Origin of the sequence: Sulfitobacter pontiacus, from assembly GCF_040790665.1 — a bacterium.
Lineage (GTDB): Bacteria > Pseudomonadota > Alphaproteobacteria > Rhodobacterales > Rhodobacteraceae > Sulfitobacter > Sulfitobacter pontiacus.
Genome location: NZ_CP160849.1, coordinates 1018179 through 1039035, shown reverse-complemented (window position 1 = coordinate 1039035; position 20857 = coordinate 1018179). Strand labels below are relative to the sequence as shown.

Here is a 20857-nt window from a genome sequence, read left to right as displayed (position 1 = left end):
GTTTACACCGGAATAGCCACCCAGCCCTGTCGCTGCAAGGCTCAAGCCACCAGTTGAACAGCGCGGGCCTTGGGCTTAGGTGTTAAATAATCCTTGGCTCTGTGCCGCCCCTAGCGAAAGCGACCCTGCATGGAGCATTCGATTTTTTCCTTTATTTGGAAATACTCCCGTCGTGACCAACTGGTTTTGCTTGTCCTCACGCTGATTACCTTCCCGATCCTCTACATCACCCTCGAACTGCCCAAGCGCATCATCAACGATGCCATTGGGGCAGAGACCGATGTGATCGACGTTTTCGGGATGTCGTTCAGTCAGGTGCAGTTCCTGATGGTGCTGTGTTTTGCCTATCTTTTCTCGGTGCTGATCCACGGCCTGATGAAGATGCGTCTGAACACGATGAAGGGGGTGCTGGCAGAGCGGCTACTGCGTCGCTTCCGCTATCAGTTGATCGCGCGGATGATGCGTTTTCCGCGCAGCTATTTCGAAAACACCAGTCAGGGTGAGCTGGTGTCGATGGTCACCTCGGAGGCAGAGCCGATGGGCGGGTTGATGGGCGATGCGGTCGCCCAGCCTGTGTTCCAGGCGGGGCAGATGCTGATCATCCTGCTGTTCCTCTTCCTGCAATCCCCGTGGTTCGGGTTGGCGGGCGTCGCATTGATCCCGTTGCAGGCGTATCTCATCCCGATGCTGCAGCGGCAGATCAACCTGCTGAACAAACAGCGCATCAAGGAAGTGCGGCACCTGTCGTCTGAAATCGGCGAGACCGCCGCCGGTATCACCGATCTGCGCACCAACGGCGGCTGGCGCTACCGTCTGGCGCTGTTCACCGACCGGCTGGGCCAGCTGTTCGAGGTCCGCTTCCAGATCTATCAGAAGAAATTCTTCATGAAGTTTCTCAACAACTTCATCACCCAGCTGACACCGTTCTTTTTCTATGCCGTTGGGGGCTATCTTGCGATCAAGGGGCAGATCACGGTGGGCGCGCTGGTCGCGGCCTTGGCCGCCTACAAGGATTTGTCGAGCCCGTGGAAGGAACTGCTGACCTATTACAACCAGACGCAGGACATGTCGCTGCGGTGGGATGTGGTCATTGAACGTTTCGCCCCGCGGGGCGAGATCGACGCGCGCCTGTTCGAAGGCGAGCCCGATGAAGTCCCGCATCTGCGCGGCCCTATCGTACTGGAACATGTGTCTTTGCGCACGCCGGACGGGAACACGATCCTGGATGATCTAAACCTCGAAATACCCAAAGGCGCGCGCGTCGCGCTTGAGATGCCCAACCAATCCGAACGCAACGCTCTGGCAGAGCTTTTGGTGCGCGAGGCCGTGCCGAGCCGCGGGCGGATCACGATGGCGGGGCATAATCTGGCAGAGCTGCATCAGGCCGTGCTTGCGGCGCGGATCGGCTATTCCGATGCGCACCCCTATCTGTTTCAGGGCACCGTCGGGGACAATCTGCTGATGCCTCTGCGGTCGAGCCCGAAAACCGTCCTCTGGGACCCCATGAAAACCGACCGCGCCGCGATCGAGACAAAGCGGTCGGGCAATAGTCTGGACAGCACCAAGGCGGATTGGCTGGACCCCGGGCTCGCCGATCTGAGCACCCGCGAGGACATCAACGACTGGTGGTATGAGCTGGCCAGCGCCGTTGGCACACAGGACATGATGTTCCGTCGCATGGCCGCCGATCGCATGGACCCGGAAAAACACCCCGAGCTTGCGGCCCGCGTGGTTGCCCTGCGCGACGAGGTGCACGAGCGGCTGAAAGAGCAAGGGCTGGACAAGGTGGTGCACCGCTTTGACCCAGATCGGTTCAACCCGGCGCTGCCGCTTGGGGGGAACCTGATGTTCGCCGCGCCCATCCGCAGCATCTCGCAGGCGGGTCTGGCGCTTGAACGCAGCTTTCTGGCGATGATCATCGAACAGGGTCTGGCCGAGCAGGGCATCGCGATTTCACAGACGCTGGTAGAAACGTTGCACCAGACCTTTGGTCGTGATGGCACCGACCACCCGCTGTTCACCGCTCTCGGCATCGAGGAAGAACTGTACGAACAACTGGTCGATATCGCGCTACGGCGTCGCGCCAAAGGGGATGAAGCGCTGAGCGAGGATGAATTCTCGTTGCTGCTTACCGTGCCCTTTGCCTTCACGGCCGAACAGATCGGCCCGGCTTTCCCTGCGACCTTCAAGGACGAGATCCTGAAAATCCGTAAGCAGCAGGGGTCCGAGATGCGCGAACGGGCGCGGGATATGTTCGTGCCGATCACACCTGACCAGTATCTGCCGCGTCTGACGATACTCGAAAACGTGTTGTATGGCCGGATTTCCGCCGTGGCGGGGCTTCAGGCGGATCTGGTTCTGGATGTGGTGTCGGACGTGTTCAAGAAACACGGGCTGCAACAGGACGTCGCGCTCAACGTCTTTGATCTGCCGGTCAGCATCGGCGGGTCAAATATCGCGATGATGTTTCAGGAACGCGCCGGATTCAGCCGCGCGGCGATGAAACGACCCGATATCCTGATCCTGAACCAGTCGCTTGCGGGGCATGACGCAGAAAGCCTGCAACGGTTGCGCGACAAGGTCAGCGAACTGCTGCCCGAGACGACCCAGATTTACATGGATAGCTCCTTTGTTAATCCTGACGATTTCGACATGTACATCAAGATCCGTGGCGGGCGCATTGACGGTCTGGCGCAGGTTGATATCCCCAGTCAGGACGACAGCATCTCGGACGATTTGCGACGAAAGCTGCGGATCATCGCGCGCAATGACTTGTTCGGCAACCTCGACCCGCGCAACCAACGCCTGCTGGCCTTTGCGGCGCAGTGGTACACCGTCGCACAGGGCGAGATGGTCTTTGCTCAAGGCCAACGGCCAGATGCGGTCTACCTCTGTCTGTCGGGCAAGGGAGAGCTGAGCTGGCGCGACCCCGAAGGGTTGGCGCATCACGTCTCGACCGTCGAAAAGGGGCGGTTGATCGGTGACCTTGCGGTCATCGTGAACGAGCCGCGGCAGATGGATTTTGTCGCCCTCGAAGACAGCCGTTTCCTTCGGATCGGCGCGGATCAATTCAAGTCGGTGGTTGAAAACGACCGTGTGATCCTGCTGAGCCTTCTACGCACGGTATCAAGCCATCTGACCAACGCCGCCGACTTGCTTCGTGCGGCACGGGTGGATATCCCGCGCGAAGACGAAGCCTTGCCCCCGCCCGTAGGAGATGACCCCGCGTGACCCGATACGCTGCCCACAAAGCCTTTGTCGCCCCTGCGATCCCCTCGGCGGCGCTGTGGCGGCTGATCTTGGGGTTTCTTGCGGCAACCGCGATCTACCTGCTGCTCAACAACCTGATGTTCACCACCCTGTTCAACCTGATGGGGCCGCGTGCGGACGGGTTTTATGACAGCTTGCTGTCAGGCAAGACGCCGATGGCGATGTTCCTGCTGCTTGGCAGCTTCGGGTTGATGATTGTCGGCGTGGCCGTGGTGACACGGGTGATCCACAAACGTCCCGTGCGTGGCCTGATCGGCCCGTCGGGGCTGGTGGTGCCGCAGTTCTGGGCCGTGCTCAAGATGCTGGTGCTGCTTGGTGCGGTGACCTATTTGCTGCCACCGTGGAACCTTGGCGCGCCCTATGTGCCCAACCTCGCGCTTGGCACATGGCTGATGCTGCTGCCGTTTTCGCTGCTCGGGGTGCTGGTACAGGTCAGCGCCGAAGAGATCGTCTTTCGCGGTTATGTCCAGCAGCAGTTGGCGGCACGGTTCAACTCTCCGCTGGTGTGGATGGTGCTGCCGGCCGTGATTTTCGCGCTTGGGCACTATCTTCCCGATCAAGCCGGCGAAAATGCGCTGGTCATAGCACTTTGGGCCGGTGTCTTCGGGATGTTGATGGCCGATCTGACCGCGCGGGCGGGGTCGCTGGGGCCAGCCATTGCAGTGCATTTCTGCAATAATGTCGCGGCGATCGTCATCACCTCTCTGCCCGATGACCTATCGGGTTTGGCGCTGTATTTGACCCCCTTCGGGATGGATGATGTTGACGCGTTGCGCGCGTGGTTGCCTGTCGATTTTGCGCTGATGTTGGTCAGCTGGCTTGCCGCACGGCTGGCGATCCGCCGTTGATTGCAATTTACTGCGCGTCAGCTTATTTGGAAGGCGAAACTGGAAGCAAAGGTTCACCATGAACTGGATCAACAACTACGTCCGTCCTCGGATTAACTCCATCTTCTCGCGTCGCGAGACGCCGGACAATCTGTGGACGAAATGCGAAGAATGCGGCACCATGCTGTTCCACCGCGAGGTGTCGGACAACCTGAACGTCTGCACCAGCTGTGGTCACCACATGGCGATTACCCCGCGTGAACGCTTCAAGGCGCTGTTCGACGGCGGCATCTTTACCGATGTCAAAGTCCCCGCGCCGACGCCGGACCCTTTGCATTTTCGCGATCAGAAGAAATACCCCGACCGTCTGAAGGCCGCCCAGAAACAAACGGGCGAAGCCGAAGCGATGCTGGTCGCCACCGGTGAAATCGGCCGCACGCCGATCGTCGCGGCAGGTCAGGACTTCTCGTTTATGGCCGGGTCCATGGGCATGTATGTCGGCAATGCCATCATCGCCGCGGCTGAAAAAGCGGTTAAGCTGAAATGCCCGCTGGTGCTCTTCTCCGCCGCCGGTGGCGCGCGTATGCAAGAAGGCATCCTGAGCCTGATGCAGATGCCGCGCACCACCATCGCCGTGCAGATGCTGAAAGAAGCGGGGCTGCCCTATATCGTCGTTCTGACCCACCCCACGACCGGTGGTGTCACGGCGAGCTATGCGATGTTGGGGGATGTCCAGATTGCGGAACCCAATGCGCTGATCTGCTTTGCCGGCCCACGTGTGATTGAACAGACCATTCGCGAAAAGCTGCCCGAAGGCTTCCAGCGCGCCGAATATCTGCTGGACCACGGCATGCTGGACCGCGTGACTCCGCGCACCCAGATGCGGGATGAGTTGATCGACATCACGCGGATGCTGATGAAACTGCCCCCCGCGGTGCGCGGCGATCTGCCTGCGCCGACCGAAGGCGGCGATATTGCCCATGCGCTGACGCCAGAACCCGATGCGACCCCCAAAGCCGAAGCGGCGGAACCCAAGGCGAAATGACGCAGAACACATCGGATGCAGTGCTGGCGCGTATGATGGCGCTGCATCCCAAGATTATCGACCTGACGCTGGATCGCATGTGGCGGCTGCTGGACGCTTTGGGCAACCCCCAGAACGACCTTCCCCCTGTGATCCATATTGCCGGCACCAATGGTAAAGGGTCGACACAGGCGATGATCCGTGCGGGGCTCGAGGCGGATGGCCACCGCGTCCACGCCTATACCTCGCCCCATCTGGCGCGCTTTCACGAACGCATCCGCCTTGCCGGAGAGCTAATTTCCGAAGCCGCGCTGACCGAGATGCTGGATGAATGTTACGCCGCCAACAACGGCGAGAGCATCACTTATTTCGAGATCACAACCTGCGCCGCGCTACTGGCCTTTGCCCGTACTCCGGCGGATTATACCCTGCTTGAGGTCGGCCTTGGCGGGCGTCTGGACGCGACCAATGTGATCGACCAGCCCGCATTGACCGTCATCACGCCGGTGTCGATTGATCACCAACAGTTTCTGGGTACGACCCTGACAGAGATTGCGGGTGAAAAAGCCGGCATCATCAAACGCCGCGTTCCCTGTATCGTCGGCCCGCAACAAGATGCCGCGCTCGAGGTGATAGAGACGCAGGCGGCACGCCACCACGCCCCCGTTTTTGCCTATGGTCAGCAGTGGCATGTGGCCCCCGAAGCGGGACGCATGGTCTATCAGGATGACACGGGGCTGCTGGACGTGCCCAAGCCTAACCTGTTGGGAATGCACCAGATTTCCAATGCCGGTGCGGCTTTGGCGGCATTGCGGCAATTGGGGGCCTCCGCGCAAGCGTGCGAGGCCGCTGTGACCCGCGCCGAATGGCCCGCCCGAATGCAACGTCTGCGTCACGGACCGCTGATTGACGCAGCGCCGCAGGCCGAATTATGGCTGGACGGCGGGCATAACCCTGCTGCGGGCGACGCCATCGCGGCGGTGCTAGAAGAGATGCCCGCCCGCCCCACATTCCTGATCTGTGGCATGTTGAATACCAAGGATATCGGCGGCTATCTGCGCCCTCTGGCCGGTCATGCAGAACAATTGTTCGCCGTCTCGATCCCGGGTGAAGCAGCGACGTTGCCGGCCACCGAAACCGCGCGCGCAGCGATCGACGTCGGCCTGACCGCGCAAGAGGCACCTGGCGTCGCCGAAGCCCTTGCAGCCATTGTCGCGAAGGTGCCCCACGCGCGGGTATTGATCTGCGGTTCGCTCTATCTGGCAGGCGCAATTTTGCGGGAAAACGGATAGCCTTTTAACAATTAGAATTGGCTATATTTACGATTTGTAGGGAATTTGCGTCCTAAGGTCCGAGGGTAACATTTTTGCCTTTGGGGGGACCAATGCAATGACCAATACGTATCAGAATTTCCTTGCGCTGCGCAGGATGGTGTTCGGCCATCTCCGTCTGCTCACGATCTTTGTCGGTGTGACCTTTATCGTCGATCACTGGCGATCTTCCGGGGGCCACGACGCCGCGCAGGGCTATGCTAATGGACAGGTGGCGTATCTGGCCTCCGGTGGGCCAGCCTTTGTGCCGCTGTCGCCTGCGACGCTGCTCAACAAGATGCACAAGGACGCTTCCTTTGACGTGGGCGATGCAGTCAGCGCGATCGTCCAATCGTTCGATGATAGCAAACGCGGCCAAGTGCTTGAATCCTACCTGATCTGGGCGATTAGCACGGAACGGTCGGACAGCTATATTGATACTTTGCTGAACAGCGCGGCGGCCAAAGGCGACTTCAAGGTACCACCGGCGCTTACGACAGCCTCTGGTGCGCTGGATACGGCAGGTTTGCTGACGGCGGTTGTTGTCGCTGAACGCAAGGCTTTGGCCGCGCGCCAGACTGACGGCGATCAAGATCATGCTCGCGACGGGCAGCAGATCCGCCAATCCGTCGCCTTTTACCACAATCAGGCCGCGCCACTCTATCTGGCTGCAGTCGATCTACAGCGGGATGGGTACACCCCGGGGCGGCGGCGCAATTAAGCGCCCCAGCCTTCCCCCTGCATTTCGCGCAAACGCGATGCCGTACGCTCGAACTCGAAGGTGCCTTCCCCCTCCAGATATAGCATTTCGGGTTCGGCCGCGGCCGAGCAGATCAGCCTCACCTTAGCCTCGTATAACGCGTCAATCAGGGTCACAAAGCGTTTGGCTTCATTGAAGTTTGACCGGCCAAGACTGGGGATATCGTCCAGCATCAACACGCGCACGGCCTCTGCCAATGTCAAATAATCTGCCGCCCCTAGGGGCCGACCACATAGCGCGTGGAACTTGGCGCGGGCGACACCGTTGCGAAACTCCGGCACGACAACATCGCGCCCCTTCACCCGCAGGATCAGCTCCTCCCCCGGGCCGCCAGCCAGATCATCCCAGACGGCATTCATCGCGGCACGGCTCTCTGGGTTGACGGGGGTGAAATAGGATTTCGTACCCGCCAACCGGTCCTGTCGGTAGTCGCGCGGGCTAGCAAGCTCCATCACCTTCATCTTCTCTTTGATCAATTCGATGAAGGGCAGGAATATCTGGCGGTTCAGACCGTCTTTATACAGATCATCCGGTATCCGGTTCGACGTTGTCACCACCACCACACCAGCCGCAAAAAGCGCTTCAAACAGCCGGCCAACGATCATGGCGTCGGTGATGTCGGTGATCTGCATCTCGTCAAAGGCCAGCAGCTTCACGCTATTTGCGACCTCGGCTGCGACTGGCGCAATCGCATCGTCGACGCCTGTTTTCCGCGCCTCATGCATCGCGCTGTGAATTTCCTGCATGAACGCGTGGAAATGCACCCGCCGCGTTGGCACATCGCCCATATTTGCCGCGAACATATCCATCAGCATCGACTTGCCGCGACCCACACCACCCCAAAGATACAGACCCTGCGGTGGCTCGGGCGCGCGCTTGAAAAAGCCCTTTTTCTGCGGGGCCATCAAGGCGCTGCGAATGCGGTCAAGCTCTGGTAGCACGGCCTCTTGCGCGGGGTCCGGCGACAGGCTGCCGTCGGCAACGCGGTTATCGTAAATGGTGCGTAAATCAGTCATGCCTTTGGCTTACAATGTGCCACAGGCTTTGGGAAGAACCCCCGCAGGCCGATATGCGCGCAGTTTTGAAATTGACGGCCCCGGTTTCAAAGCTACGGTGGCGGCACGTGCTTCGGGGGTCATCATGGAAAAAAATACGTCAATCTTCACACCGGTGCTGATCGTCGGGTGTCTGATCATCATGGTGAGCTTTGCCGTGCGTGCCTCTTTTGGCGTTTTTCAGATCCCCATCGCGGAAGAGTTCGGCTGGCTCCGCTCCGAATTCTCACTGGCGATCGCGATCCAGAACCTCGCCTGGGGCATCGGCCAGCCGATTTTTGGCGCGATGGCCGAGAAGATCGGAGACCGCCGCGCCATTATCATCGGGTCCGTGGTCTATGCCGTGGGTCTGGTGCTGTCGGCCAATTCGGTGTCACCGATTGAACACCAAACCTATGCGTGGTTGGTGGGTTTCGGGATCGCGGGAACGGGCTTTGGCGTGATTTTGGCCGTGGTGGGCCGCGCCTCAACGGCCGAGAACCGGTCCATGTCGCTGGCCATTGCCACGGCGGCGGGTAGCGCGGGTCAGGTCTTTGGTGCGCCAGTGGCGGAATGGTTGCTGGGGTTCCTCAGCTGGCAGGCGACCTTCCTTGTCTTTGCGGGCGCGATCATGGCGATGTTGTTGACGCTGCCGTTGATGCGCGCCCCCGCGATGGCCAGCAAGGCCGAGCTGGAGGAAAGCCTGTCGCAAATCCTGGGCAAGGCGCTGCGCGACCCGACATTTACCTTCATCTTTATCGGCTTCTTTTCCTGCGGCTATCAGCTGGCCTTTATCACCGCGCATTTTCCTGCCTTCGTGACCGAACTTTGCGGTCCGATCCTTGCGGGTGGCGTGCTGCATAACATCGGGATCACAACAACCTCTGCCCTGGGTGCGGTGGCGATTTCCCTGATCGGTCTGGCCAATATCGCCGGAACATTGCTGGCGGGGTGGGCGGGCAAACGCTATTCCAAAAAGTACCTGCTGGCTGCGATCTATACCGGACGTACCGTGATTGCGGCGTTGTTTATCCTACTGCCGATCACGCCGGTGTCGGTCATCCTGTTCTCTATCGGGATGGGCGCATTGTGGTTGGCGACGGTGCCGCTGACCAGCGGGCTGGTCGCGCATATCTATGGGCTGCGCTATATGGGCACGCTTTATGGGATCGTGTTTTTCAGCCATCAGTTGGGCAGCTTTATGGGGGTCTGGCTGGGCGGGCGGATGCATGACGCTTACGGCGATTACACCGCCGTGTGGTGGATCGGTGTGGCCGTGGGCGCGTTTAGCGCGCTGATCCATTTGCCCATCCGCGAGAAGCGGTTGCCCGGGCTGGTGACGAGTTAATCTGTCGCCTTATCCGCCGTGTCGATATGTGCCTTGATCGCTGCAATGATCTGGGGCGCATGGGTATAGGGTAGGCCGTGGCCCGCGCCTTTGATCACCTCGTGTTCGGCGGCGCGGTTCCATTCGGCAAGGCTGCCGATGGCTGACGCGGGGATCACCTGATCATCCTGCCCCCAAAGCGCCAGCACAGGGATATCATGCGTCCGGATCGCGCGGTGTTCATCCCGAAGCACATCCGCCAGAATACCGCGACGGCTGGCCAGCACCGCAGGAACATAGTGCTTATAGTCCAGCTGTTCGGCCTGATGGTCGTGGATGTGGCGGACCTGTACGGGGATGTCCCGTTCAGCCCTGATGCCGCGCCGGAAGGTCGGCGGGAACAGCGCCAGCATCAGCCAATCGCCGACCAGCGGGGTTTTGGCCATAAAGTCGACCAGCTTGTTCGGCACCAGCCCCATCCCTGCGGGCGCCAGCAGGATCAGCCGTTCGACACGTTCGGGGAAAGCGGCGGCAAAGCACGTCGCGATAGAGCCGCCCATGGAATACCCCAGCAGGGTAAAGCTGCCGGTGACATCCTGATCTTCCAGCAGGTCTTGCAGCTGTTTGATAAAGAACTGGCGATCTTGCGGGCCGGAGGGGCGGTCGGAATACCCGCGCCCGTAAAGGTCGTAGGTGAGAGTCCGGTACCCCATCGACGCCAACCCACGTGCCACCGCGCGCCAGACGATGCTGGGGGTGGTCAACCCGTGGATGCAAACGACAACAGGGCCTTGGGCGGGGCCGGTCCACGCGTAATGGGTAACCCCGTCGGGCAGCTCTGCGAATTGGCCAAGGGCGCTGCCGCGGTCCGCGTCCTCCATTTCGGCACGGTTGCGTTCGATCACAAGCGGGATTGCGATGATCAGAGCCGCAATGAGAAGAAACCAGATCATCTGCGCGCGCGCCACCGGTCAAGGATATAGCGGCTGGTCATCAGGTCCAGATGCGCGCCGCCGCCGTTTTTGAACAGGGTGATCTCATCCTCTGACTGGCGGGTGAACGCACCGAGATCATAGTAATCCGCGACGATGTCACTTGCGCTCAGCACACCTTGGGCGATCGGGATCTTCAGCTCTCCGATATGATCAACCGTGGTGTCGAGGCTGTCGACAAAGACCCGGGCGCGGGTCAGCGCCGTATCATCCACCTCGCGCATGTCGGGGCGGTAGGCACCGATCAGGTCAAGGTGCTGGCCGGGTTGCAGCCACGCGCCCTTGATCAGCGGTTCGGTCGACATGGTGGCGCTGGTGATGATGTCCGCGTTGCGCACCGCGGCCTCAAGATCATCGGCAACGCGCAGCCCTTTGATATCACGTGCCATCGCCTGAGCATTGGGGGCGGATCGGTTCCACACCGTGAATTCGGCATCGGGAAACGCCGCCCGGTAGGCAGCGTGCAGCCCGCGCCCTTGGGTGCCCGCGCCGACGATCAGGATTTTGCGGCTGTCGGGGCGGGCAAGCCTGCGCGCGGCGAGCAGGCTGTCACCGGCGGTTTTCCATTTGGTCACAAGGTGAAAATCTACCAAAGCCTCGAGCGCGCCGTGATTATCTGCGTAAAGCGACACGCCGCCGTTCACCATCGGTGCCCCTTTGGCGGGGTTGTCGGGAAAGATGGTGGCGGATTTCACCGCCAAACCCAACCCGTCGATCCATGCGGCGCGGTTCAGCAAGGTATCCTTGCCCCGATACAAAAACGTATCCGCGATTTCGGCGCGCGGCAGGTTGTGCCCCTGGGCCAGTGCGTCGGTCAGGCCGATCCAGTCCAGCAGGGCGTCGCCGGCGTCGAAGGGGATGATGTCGAACTGGGTCATGCGGCCTCTGCTTCGGTCAGCAGCCCCGCAGCGACGAGCCTGTCAGCCCAACCGTCCGGCCCGGTGAAATGATGGGTCTGCCAGCCGCGGGCGTTGGCGGCGCTGATATTGTCGATACGGTCGTCGGTGAACAAAAGCGCGTCGCCGGACAGGCCCGATCCTTCCTCGAGTGCTGCATAGATCGCGGGGTCGGGTTTGATCATACCCATATGACCCGAGATGAAATCGCGGTCAAAGGCGCGCAGGAAAGGGTAGTGTTCTGCCGCATGATCATAGGATTGGATGCCGAAATTGGTCAGCGAAAACACCGGCACGCCCTTGGCCTGCAGCGCCTCTTTCAGCCTGAGAGAGCGGGGGATCACGGGGGCGGCCATTTCGATCCAGCGATCATGCCACATGCGGATCTCATCGCGCCAGGCGGGGTTGGCCTCTGCGGCGGCATAGACCGTGTCGGTGAAATGCTGGCCGCTATCGACAAGGTCGTTCATGCCGTGCAGGTCTACCTCGGCGAACATGGCGCGGCGGCGGTCCTCTCCGATTACGGAGTCATAGAACCGTTCGGGCTGCCATTCGATCAGCACATTCCCGATGTCAAAGACGACTGCCGCTGGTTTCATGTGCTCTTCCTTTTGCCGGGTCGGCGGGGGCACCTGCGCCGCCCTTGCCCTATCGTTGTGCCGCGCGAAGCTCGCGTTCTAGCGCGTCCAGAAAACGGGAGCGGTCGGCCTTTGTAAACCCTTTGCCGCCGCCCTGGCGAAACGGGTCCGCGGCACGCAGGTCGGCCATCAAATCACGCGTCGCCAGCACATTGCCGATATTGGCTGCGGTCAGCGCTTCGCCGTTGTGTTTCAGCACCCGCGCGCCGGCTTCGACACAGCGGGCGGCAAGGGGAATGTCGCCGGTCACCACGACGTCACCGGGGCCGCAGCGTTCGGCGATCCAGATGTCGGCGATGTCGGGGCCATCGGGGACAATCACGGTTTCGACCAGCGGGTTCTGCGAGGGGCGCAGCCCGCCGTTGGACACCACAAACATCCGCACCTTGTGGCGGGTGGCGACGCGTTCCGCCTCTGCCTTCACGGGGCAGGCGTCCGCGTCGATATAAAGCACCGTCATCGCCGCGCCCTATCGCGCATAAAGCGCATCGGCGTGGAAGGCGATGTGGTCTTCCATGAAGGTCGAGATAAAGAAATAGCTGTGATCATAGCCCGGCTGCATTCGCAATGTGGCGTTCTGGCGGGCTTTCGCCATCGCCTCGGCCAATGCTTCGGGTTTCAGCAGATCAAGGAATTGATCATCGGTGCCCTGATCAATGAGAATCGGCCCGTCAAAGCCGCGTTCCGCCATCAAAAGCGTCGCGTCATGTTTGGCCCAGGTCGTCTCGTCACTGCCCAGATAGGCTGCCAGCTGTTTGCGGCCCCAGTCGCTGCTGGTCGGGTGTGCAATCGGCGCGAAGGCCGAGACCGAGGTAAACCGCCCCGGCAGGTTCATCGCCAGCGTCAGCGCCCCGTGGCCACCCATGGAGTGACCGCAGATCGCCTGCCGGTCCATATCCAGCTCGAAGTTTTCACCCAGCAGCGCCGGCAGTTCGTCGGCGATATAGTCCCACATCTGGAAATGCGGTGCCCATGGGTCTTGGGTGGCGTTCACATAGAAGCCCGCGCCCTTGCCCAGATCATAGGCGTCGTCGTCGGCCACATCGTCACCGCGGGGGGAGGTGTCGGGAAAGACCACCGCGATCCCGTGTTCCGCGGCCCATGCCTGCGCCCCCGCTTTGGTCATCGCGTTTTCATGGGTGCAGGTCAGCCCCGACAGGAACCACATCAAGGGCACCGGGCCCTGCTGCGCCTCTTCGGGCAGGAATAGCGCAAAGGTCATGTCGCAGTTACAGGCGGTGGAACGGTGGGAATAGACGCCTTGGGTGCCTCGGAAGCTGGCGTTTTCGGAAATCGTTTTCATCGGGCGTCTCCTGTGTGTGGTTGGTCTATGGCTATCGGCCCTCGGTCTGCGCGGCAAGGGCAGGACGCTGCGCTGGCTGAGTATTTGCGAAAGGGTGAAGGCTAAAGCGCGGTGACCCACGCGATGACAAGGCTGACGCTGAGGATGCTGAGCAGTGTCGAGACAAGGATTGCGGCAGACACCCGTTGCGGCCCGACGTTATAATGTTGGGCCAGCATATAGACATTGCCCGCGACCGGCAGCGCGGCGGTGGCGATGATCACGCCCGCCTTATACGGGTCCACGTTGAACAGCCACAGCGCGGCAAAGGCCACAAAGGACGGGTGCAGTACCAGTTTGCAAAATGACAGCCAGCCGGCAACATGCAGCTTTTCCGCCGATTTCGTCGCCAGCGATGCCCCGATGGCAAAAAGCGCGCCGGGGGTCGCGGCCCCGCCGAGGATGGCCAGAAATTCGTTCATCGGATCAGGGATCGGGATCTGAAGGCCGGACCAGATAAAGCCAAGGGTCATGGCGACGATCATCGGGTTTTTCGCCAGCCCCACGGAAATCGTGCGCAGGGCGCGCAGGCTCAGCTGACCATCGCGCGCCCCGGTGATCAGGATCACGATGAGGCTGGAAAACACGATCAGATCCACCGCCAGGGCCAGCACGACGGGGCCGATTGCCTCTGCCCCGAGCAGCAGGGTCAGCATGGGCACGCCAAGGAAGCCGGTGTTGCCGATCACGGCACATTGGGCCTCCATCGCGGTGGCGGGGACATCGAGGCGGCGCAGAAAGCCGACCAGCGTTGCGATGCCATAGACAAAGCCCGTGCCCCATAGATAGGCCGCGACAAGGCGGCTGTCCCAGACCTCGGCCAAGGACAGGTTGGCGGAAAAGCGGAACAGCATGGCAGAGAGGGCGAAGTAGAAGACGAATTTGGTCAGGTAGGCCGTGGCCTCTGCCGTGAAGAACCGCGTGCGCCCGGCCCAATAGCCCAAGCCGATCAGCGCGAAAAAGGGAAGTGTCTTGAGAAAGATCGCCAGCATGTGAAATTGGTAGCGGCTGGCTGTGCTTCGTGCAACGGGGCAACAGTGCTGTGACGCAAATACACAGGCTTTGGGGCGGGCGGCTGCATTTGGGACTTGGAACTGAACGGTTCAGTTTATACTCTCCCTTTCAAACTGCCGGAGCCTTCATGACCATTGACCAGACCAGGGTTCGCAAGGGCCGTAAATTCGATCAGGTTCTTGCGGGGGCGCGTGATGTCTTTATGGCGGACGGGTTTGAGGGCGCGAGCGTTGATGCGATTGCCCGTGCCGCCGGCGTGTCCAAGGCGACGCTGTACAGCTATTTCCCCGACAAACGTCTGTTGTTCATGGAGGTCGCCGATACCGAATGTGCCCGTCAGTCACGGCAGGCTTTCGAAAGTATCGACACCGATGCGCCGCCGCGTGTGGTGCTGGGGCTGGCCGGTCGACATCTGTTGGGGTTCATCACATCGACCTTTGGTCACCAGATGTTTCGCCTATGCGTGGCCGAATGTGACCGCTTCCCCGAGCTTGGCCAGCGATTTTACAACTCCGGCCCAGCTGTGGTGCGGCGCGAGATGGCGGGGTATTTCGAGACCGCCGTCGCCCGTGGGCAGTTGCGTATGGAGGACCCGCTACTGGCGGCCGACCAATTCGGAGAGCTCTGCAAGGGGGATGTCTGGCTGAGACTGACCTTCGGTATCATCGACAGGATTTCTCAGGCAGAGATCGACCGCGTGGTAGACAGCGCGGTCGATGTATTTCTGGCGCGCTACGCGGCTTAGCCCTTGGGCCGGTTGTCGATAATCCGCACCGCTTTGCCTTCGGAACGGGTGATGGTGTTCACATCGCCCACGTCGATCATCACGCTGATGCCCACGGTTTCCTTGATCTGCGCGGCCAGCTGCTGTGCCGCTGTTTGCCGGGCGGCATCGTCGACGGTGGCGTCGACACATTCGCACAGCACCCGCATCTGATCCATGCGGTCGGGCTTGCTGAGCTCGATCTGGAAATGCGGGGCGAGACCGGGGGTGGCCATCAGCGCCTCTTCGATCTGGGTGGGGAAGACGTTGACGCCGCGCAGGATGATCATGTCGTCGCTGCGGCCGGTGACTTTCTCCATCCGGCGCATGCTGCGGGCGGTGCCGGCCAGCAGGCGGGTCAGATCGCGGGTGCGGTAGCGAATGATGGGAAACGCCTCTTTGGTGAGCGAGGTAAAGACCAGCTCCCCCTGTTCGCCATCGGCCACGGGCTGCCCGGTTTCGGGGTTGATAACCTCGGGGTAGAAATGATCCTCCCAGATGTGCAAACCGTCTTTGGTTTCGACACATTCGCAGGACACGCCGGGGCCCATAATCTCGGACAGGCCGTAGATATCGACAGCGTGCATATCAAACGCCTGTTCAATCTCGAGCCGCATGGCATTGGTCCAGGGTTCGGCCCCGAAGATACCTACTTGCAGCGAAGACTGGCGCGGATCGATGCCTTGACGGGCGTATTCATCCAGGATCGACAGCGCATAAGAGGGTGTGACCGTGATGCCGTCGGGTTTGAAATCCTCGATCAGGCGGACCTGTCGCGGGGTCATCCCGCCCGAGATCGGTACGGTGCTTAGCCCAAGGCTATCTGCCCCCAGATGCACCCCCAACCCTCCGGTAAACAGCCCGTAGCCATAGGCGTTGTGCAGCATGTCGCCGGGTTTCAGCCCTGCCGCGCGCAAGGACCGCCCCATGACGCTGCCCCAAGTGGCGAGGTCATTCTTGGTGTAGCCCACAACCGTCGGCTGGCCGGTGGTGCCCGAGGACGCATGAATGCGCGCCAGCTGGTCGCGGGGCACGGCGAACATGCCGAAGGGGTAGTTGTCGCGCAGGTCGGTTTTCACGGTGAAGGGGAATTTCGCCAGATCGCTCAGGTCGTTCAGATCGTCGGGGTGGACCCCTGCGGCATCAAAGCTTTGACGGTAGAAAGGCACATTCGCATAGGCGTGGTGCAGGGATTTTTTCAGCCGCTCCAGTTGCAGGGCGCTGATTTCATCGCGGCTGGCAAGCTCGATCGGGTCAAGCGATGATCGGGCAGGCGTGAGGTCTTTCATGGGGTCATTTCCTCCTCGAAATGGTGGCCTTTGATGGTGCGTGACAGGCCACGGAACAAGGCGATGGTGCGCCCGTCCTCCCCCGTGACTGTCACGTCATAGACGCCGGAGCGTCCGGTTCTGGATTGTTCGCGCGCCGCCGCGTGCAGCCGTTCGCCAGCCTTCCCCGGTGCGAGGTAGGAAATCTGGTTCTGCTGGGCGACGGCAAGCTGGTTGTAGCTGTTGCAGGCGAAGGCAAAGGCGCTGTCGGCGAGGGTGAAGATATACCCGCCGTGGGCGATGCCGTGGCCGTTCAACATGGCCGCGGTGACCACCATCGACAGCTCCGCCGCGCCGGGGGCGATATGGTCGATGCGCATCCCCAAAGACTGGCTGGCCGTATCGGTGGACCACATGGCAGCGGCGGATTTTTCGGCGCGGAGTTGCGGGGTCATAGCGGGCCTTTATGTTTCACAATTTGGATGCTTGCACAGATAATGTAACGCTTTCAAGAGAATTGATCGGTGGCTCTCTTGATTTGAGCGGCGAAGGGCGCAACTGTCAAAACATGACAGTGCATATTCATCCCTCACACCCGCAGAATGAACGCGCGCCCGAACAGGTTTCCTTTCACCGGACGGAGCTTGGCCCGATCCTGTCGCTCTATGGGCGCATGGTCGCGGCGGGGGAATGGCGCGACTATGGAATCTCTTCGCTGCGCGAGGTCGCGGTGTTTTCAATCTTCAGACGCACTGCAGAGATGCCGCTTTACCGGATCGAGAAACGCCCCAAGCTGCGGCTAAAGCAGGGGATGTACGCGGTGATCGGGGCCAATGGGCAGGTGCTGCGCCGCGGTCAGGATCTGGCTGCCGTGCTGCGCGTGCTGGAACGCAAGATGATCCGCGCCGTCGACACCTAGACCGTCGCGCCGGACGAGGGGGCGGATGGATTTAAGGCCATTTGGAAGGGCTTAGCCGTTTGTGCCCCGTCAGCGGGCCGTCGGTTGTGGCGATACGGGTCAGCGCGTCCTGGATGGGTTCGCGGGTGACGGCCATATGATGCGCATTGGCGTGGATCATGGTGGCGGGGTCGAGGACCAGCGCCACATGGCCTTTCCAGAACAGAAGGTCATTGCGTCGGATGTCGCGCGGGACGGGGCCTGCACCTGCCACGGGGTCGGCAAAGCTGGTCTGCTGCTGGTCGCTGTCACCGGGGCAGGGAATGCCGCAGGCGAGGAAGGCGGCCTGAACGAGGCCCGAGCAATCGATCCCCCAGCGGCTGTTCCCGCCCCAGAGGTAGGGCGTGCCGAGAAACAGCTCTGCCACGGCGGCGGGGTCCGGGAAAGCGTGCGGCAGCGGGGCGAGGTGTTGGGTCGGGATATGGCCAAGCGAGGTCTGGGCAAATCGGCCTTCCGTTCCCGTCACCATAACGCGGCTGCCAAAGCTGAGGCTGCTGACATCCGGTGATTTCAGATCGGCACGCGTATAGGCGTGGGTGGCGGGTGCGGTGACGACGTGAGTCGGGGGGACCGCAGGGCCGATGGCGGTTTCGGATATGTAACCGCAGTAGTTGTCCTTGGTCAGTTGCACATAGGCGGTGCCATCGGTGCGATCCAGCACGGTCAGCGCCTCACCCAAGAGCGCTTGCCGGTCGCGGGGGCCGTCGGGGCTGCGGTTCAGATCAACGACCGGTAGGGTGATCTGCGCCGCTGTCTTTTCGGTGATCCGCTTGGGGTCGGGATGCAGGCGTCGGTCGGTCATTTTGACAAGATCGCCCCGAGGCTGGCATGCAGCGCGCGTGTGGCCTGACCCACGCCGCCTTTGGCGCGGGCAGGGGCGGCGCTTGGTTGCCAGCCGTAGATGTCGAAATGCGCATAGGGGCTGTCGGTGACGAAACGGCGCAGAAACAGCGCGGCGGTGATACAGCCCGCGAACCCGCCCGAGGGGGCATTATCCAGATCGGCGATACCGGGTTCGATCAGCGGCTCGTAGGGCGTGTGGAAGGGCATGCGCCAGACGGGGTCGGCGTGGGTGGTGGCAGCGGATTCCAACGCGGCGACGAAATCGGGATCGTCGCTGAAATAGGGGGCAAGATCGGGGCCCACGGCGACCCGTGCGGCACCGGTCAGCGTCGCCATAGAGATAATCTGATCGGGTTTGTCCTCGTCCGCCAGAGCCAGCGCATCGGCCAGCACCAACCGGCCTTCGGCATCGGTATTGTTGATCTCGACCGTGAGGCCCTTGCGCGAGGTCAGGATGTCTTGGGGGCGGAAAGCATTGCCGGAGACCGCGTTTTCAACCGCGGGGATCAGCACGCGCAGTTGCAGGTCCATCCCCGTGGCCATGATCATATGCGCCAGACCCAGCACCGCCGCCGCGCCACCCATGTCCTTTTTCATCAAGCCCATCGACGCGCCGGGTTTCAGGTTCAGCCCACCGGTGTCAAAACACACGCCTTTGCCCACCAGGGTCAGCTTTTTCCCGGTTTTGCCCCAGGTCAGGTCGATCAGCCGGGGCGCGCGGTCGGCGGCGCGGCCGACGGTATGGATCAGCGGCAGGTTCTGTGCCAACAGATCGTCGCCCGTGATGACAGAGATCCGCGCCCCGTGTTGATCTGCCAGTTTACGTGCTGCGGCTTCCAGATCGGGCGGGCCCATATCCGAGGCGGGCGTGTTGATCAGGTCGCGGGTCAGCATTTCCCCTTCGGCGAGGGCGCGGATGTGATCGGCGTCGATCCCAGCGGGGGCAACAAGGCGGGCGGCCATCGGAGATTGCGAGGCATAGCGGTCAAACCGATAGGACGCGAGCAGCCACCCCAGAGCCTCCACCGCGCGCTCTGCCGCGGGCAGGTCGGCGTACAGGTCATAGTCGCCCTTGGGCAGCTTTGCCGCGGCACCTGCCAGATGGAAGCGCCCCCGTTTGCGGGCGCTGGCCGTGCCGTATCCCGCCAGAGCCATGCGCAGCGCGCCATCTTCGCCCGGCAGCGTCAACGCCTGCCCCAACGCGCCCGTAAACCCCTGTGCCGCGACCCAAGTGCGTGTGGCATCGGATTGCCCCTCAAGCCAGTCAGGCAGGGCATCGGAGGTAATCAGATGCAGCGGGATCGCAGCGGCGGAGGGATCGGCGAAGAGAGCGGACATAGGGCTGGGCCTTTCGTGCGTGATAGTCGCGCGCAGCCTAGACGTATCCTGTGGCGCTGCAAGCCCGTCAAAGGGTCACATCCTGTGTGTCCCAGATCGCGGTCAGCGACCGTTCGCCGATGCGGATCAGCCGCGTGAGCGTCGCCCCGATCGCGACGTGACTGTTCTGGTCAATCGCGCAGATCACATCCCCCGCGACGTTTGCCAGCTTTTGCAGCCCGACCTGTTCGGCAATCGCAATCAGCGACCGGCAGTTTTTACGCAGCTCAAGCCAGTTGGATGCCTGATACAGACGGTCGCAGTGGGACATGCGCAGGGCCAATTCCTCCATCGCGCGACAGACGACATCCTCGGCCCCTGATTCACCCAGTTGGTCATACAGGATACCCAGACGTTCCTGATCTACGCGGACTTGTTCGACTGGCCGCATTTGCAATACATACATTAGAGTCACCTCATCATTACGCCCCCACAGCGCATCTGCACTATGTCGGCCAATTGATGTCCAATTCGTTTACGGCCGTGTGCGTTTTCGCTCGAATACGATGCGAATTCAGAGTATTTTGGCTAAAATTTAGTAAAGGCGAGACAGAGATGGATAACGCGAAACCGCTCCCGAATTATCTGGTTCAACGGTATCACGGATGGAAAGCAACCAGTTACGCTGAAAACGAGGCATGGTACCGCCGTTTGGCCAGCGACGGGCAGCATCCTCGTGCGATGATCATTTCGTGCTGCGATAGCCGGGTGCATGTAACATCGATCTTTGGGGCGGATCAGGGTGAATTCTTTATTCACCGTAATATCGCCAACTTGGTGCCACCTTACCAGCCTGACGGGCAGCAGCACGGGACGTCGGCCGCGGTTGAATATGCGGTTCAGTCGTTGAAAGTCGCGCATGTTATCGTGCTCGGTCACTCCAGCTGTGGCGGTGTGCAGGGCTGTCTGGACATGTGCAAAGGCAACGCGCCAGCGCTGGATGCCAAAGACAGCTTTGTCGGTCGGTGGATGGATATCCTGCGCCCGAAATACGATGCGGTTTCGGACATCGAAGACCCGAAAGAGCAGGCGCGCCAGCTTGAGAAACACGCTGTTATGACCTCTCTTGAGAACCTGATGACGTTCCCCTTTGTGGCGCAGCAGGTCAAAGCGGGAGAGCTGACGTTGCATGGCCTGTGGCACAACATCGGCGAGGGCGGGCTTGAGTGCTATAGCGCCGATAAAGAGATGTTCCGGCCCGTATAATGGGCTGG

21 protein-coding genes are annotated in these 20857 nt (G+C 61.3%); 9 read left to right on the top strand and 12 right to left on the bottom strand.

The features are described 5' to 3' along the window. Positions 1-129: 129 nt before the first annotated feature. The 5 genes from AB1495_RS05155 to AB1495_RS05135 all read left to right on the top strand — a co-directional run bounded on the left by AB1495_RS05155 (position 130) and on the right by AB1495_RS05135 (position 7152). Complete coding sequence (locus AB1495_RS05155; RefSeq protein ID WP_074636479.1) at positions 130-3231, top strand: ABC transporter transmembrane domain-containing protein; 3102 nt, start codon at positions 130-132, stop codon at positions 3229-3231. Further along, positions 3228-4118 (top strand): CPBP family intramembrane glutamic endopeptidase, encoded by an 891-nt coding sequence (locus AB1495_RS05150; protein WP_005850461.1) that lies wholly within the window; start codon positions 3228-3230, stop codon positions 4116-4118. The genes AB1495_RS05155 and AB1495_RS05150 overlap by 4 nt, the downstream gene beginning before the upstream one ends. Positions 4119-4176: 58 nt before the next feature. Further along, positions 4177-5142 (top strand): acetyl-CoA carboxylase, carboxyltransferase subunit beta, encoded by a 966-nt coding sequence (accD, locus tag AB1495_RS05145; protein WP_074636477.1) that lies wholly within the window; start codon positions 4177-4179, stop codon positions 5140-5142. Continuing rightward, a complete protein-coding gene (locus AB1495_RS05140) occupies positions 5139-6413 on the top strand; it encodes a folylpolyglutamate synthase/dihydrofolate synthase family protein (protein ID WP_074636474.1) in 1275 nt (424 codons plus the stop codon). The genes accD and AB1495_RS05140 overlap by 4 nt, the downstream gene beginning before the upstream one ends. Positions 6414-6510: 97 nt before the next feature. Continuing rightward, positions 6511-7152, top strand: coding sequence for a hypothetical protein (locus AB1495_RS05135; RefSeq protein ID WP_074636472.1), 642 nt, complete (start codon positions 6511-6513; stop codon positions 7150-7152). On the opposite strand, the gene zapE is transcribed toward AB1495_RS05135, so the two are convergent. Continuing rightward, on the bottom strand, positions 7149-8207 hold the full coding sequence (gene zapE / locus AB1495_RS05130; RefSeq protein ID WP_074636470.1) for a cell division protein ZapE: 1059 nt from the start codon (positions 8205-8207) through the stop codon (positions 7149-7151). The two genes, AB1495_RS05135 and zapE, sit on opposite strands and share 4 nt — an antisense overlap. A gap of 124 nt (positions 8208-8331) precedes the next feature. On the opposite strand from zapE, the gene AB1495_RS05125 reads away from it, so the two are divergent. Further along, on the top strand, positions 8332-9573 hold the full coding sequence (locus AB1495_RS05125; protein WP_074636752.1) for an MFS transporter: 1242 nt from the start codon (positions 8332-8334) through the stop codon (positions 9571-9573). On the opposite strand, the gene AB1495_RS05120 is transcribed toward AB1495_RS05125, so the two are convergent. The 6 genes from AB1495_RS05120 to AB1495_RS05095 form a co-directional block, all read right to left on the bottom strand. After that, a complete protein-coding gene (locus AB1495_RS05120) occupies positions 9570-10505 on the bottom strand; it encodes an alpha/beta fold hydrolase (protein ID WP_074636750.1) in 936 nt (311 codons plus the stop codon). The genes AB1495_RS05125 and AB1495_RS05120 overlap by 4 nt on opposite strands. Further along, entirely contained in the window at positions 10502-11422 is a 921-nt protein-coding gene (locus AB1495_RS05115) for an ornithine cyclodeaminase family protein (protein ID WP_074636468.1), read from the bottom strand. Before AB1495_RS05115 ends, AB1495_RS05120 begins: the two co-directional genes overlap by 4 nt. Then, positions 11419-12039, bottom strand: a complete 621-nt coding sequence (locus AB1495_RS05110) for an HAD family phosphatase (protein WP_074636466.1) — start codon at positions 12037-12039, stop codon at positions 11419-11421. Before AB1495_RS05110 ends, AB1495_RS05115 begins: the two co-directional genes overlap by 4 nt. A gap of 49 nt (positions 12040-12088) precedes the next feature. Beyond that, positions 12089-12538 carry a YaiI/YqxD family protein gene (locus AB1495_RS05105; protein WP_005850449.1) on the bottom strand — a complete coding sequence of 150 codons (450 nt, stop codon included), beginning with the start codon at positions 12536-12538 and terminating at the stop codon, positions 12089-12091. A 9-nt stretch (positions 12539-12547) separates the two neighbouring features. After that, positions 12548-13381 carry an S-formylglutathione hydrolase gene (gene fghA, locus AB1495_RS05100; RefSeq protein WP_074636465.1) on the bottom strand — a complete coding sequence of 278 codons (834 nt, stop codon included), beginning with the start codon at positions 13379-13381 and terminating at the stop codon, positions 12548-12550. Positions 13382-13482: 101 nt separating this feature from the next. Further along, complete coding sequence (locus AB1495_RS05095) at positions 13483-14412, bottom strand: AEC family transporter (protein ID WP_074636463.1); 930 nt, start codon at positions 14410-14412, stop codon at positions 13483-13485. Between the two features lie 149 nt (positions 14413-14561). Here AB1495_RS05095 and AB1495_RS05090 point away from each other — a divergent pair, with 149 nt between their 5' ends. Beyond that, complete coding sequence (locus AB1495_RS05090) at positions 14562-15179, top strand: TetR/AcrR family transcriptional regulator (protein WP_074636461.1); 618 nt, start codon at positions 14562-14564, stop codon at positions 15177-15179. On the opposite strand, the gene paaK is transcribed toward AB1495_RS05090, so the two are convergent. Beyond that, a complete protein-coding gene (gene paaK, locus AB1495_RS05085; protein ID WP_074636459.1) occupies positions 15176-16486 on the bottom strand; it encodes a phenylacetate--CoA ligase PaaK in 1311 nt (436 codons plus the stop codon). The two genes, AB1495_RS05090 and paaK, sit on opposite strands and share 4 nt — an antisense overlap. Then, positions 16483-16920 (bottom strand): hydroxyphenylacetyl-CoA thioesterase PaaI, encoded by a 438-nt coding sequence (paaI, locus tag AB1495_RS05080; protein WP_074636457.1) that lies wholly within the window; start codon positions 16918-16920, stop codon positions 16483-16485. The genes paaK and paaI overlap by 4 nt, the downstream gene beginning before the upstream one ends. 113 nt (positions 16921-17033) lie before the next feature. On the opposite strand from paaI, the gene AB1495_RS05075 reads away from it, so the two are divergent. After that, positions 17034-17384 (top strand): DUF2794 domain-containing protein, encoded by a 351-nt coding sequence (locus tag AB1495_RS05075; RefSeq protein WP_037953992.1) that lies wholly within the window; start codon positions 17034-17036, stop codon positions 17382-17384. 31 nt (positions 17385-17415) lie between these two features. Here the strand turns inward: AB1495_RS05075 and AB1495_RS05070 are convergent, their stop codons facing one another. The 3 genes from AB1495_RS05070 to AB1495_RS05060 form a co-directional block, all read right to left on the bottom strand. Further along, positions 17416-18225 (bottom strand): C40 family peptidase, encoded by an 810-nt coding sequence (locus AB1495_RS05070; protein WP_074636455.1) that lies wholly within the window; start codon positions 18223-18225, stop codon positions 17416-17418. Further along, the gene (locus AB1495_RS05065; RefSeq protein WP_074636454.1) at positions 18222-19604 is read right to left on the bottom strand and encodes a M17 family metallopeptidase; all 1383 of its coding nucleotides are present in this window, start codon (positions 19602-19604) and stop codon (positions 18222-18224) included. The genes AB1495_RS05070 and AB1495_RS05065 overlap by 4 nt, the downstream gene beginning before the upstream one ends. Positions 19605-19671: 67 nt before the next feature. Then, positions 19672-20049, bottom strand: a complete 378-nt coding sequence (locus AB1495_RS05060; protein ID WP_005850435.1) for a hypothetical protein — start codon at positions 20047-20049, stop codon at positions 19672-19674. 149 nt (positions 20050-20198) lie between these two features. On the opposite strand from AB1495_RS05060, the gene AB1495_RS05055 reads away from it, so the two are divergent. Beyond that, positions 20199-20849 (top strand): carbonic anhydrase, encoded by a 651-nt coding sequence (locus AB1495_RS05055; protein ID WP_037965419.1) that lies wholly within the window; start codon positions 20199-20201, stop codon positions 20847-20849. Positions 20850-20857 lie beyond the last annotated feature (8 nt).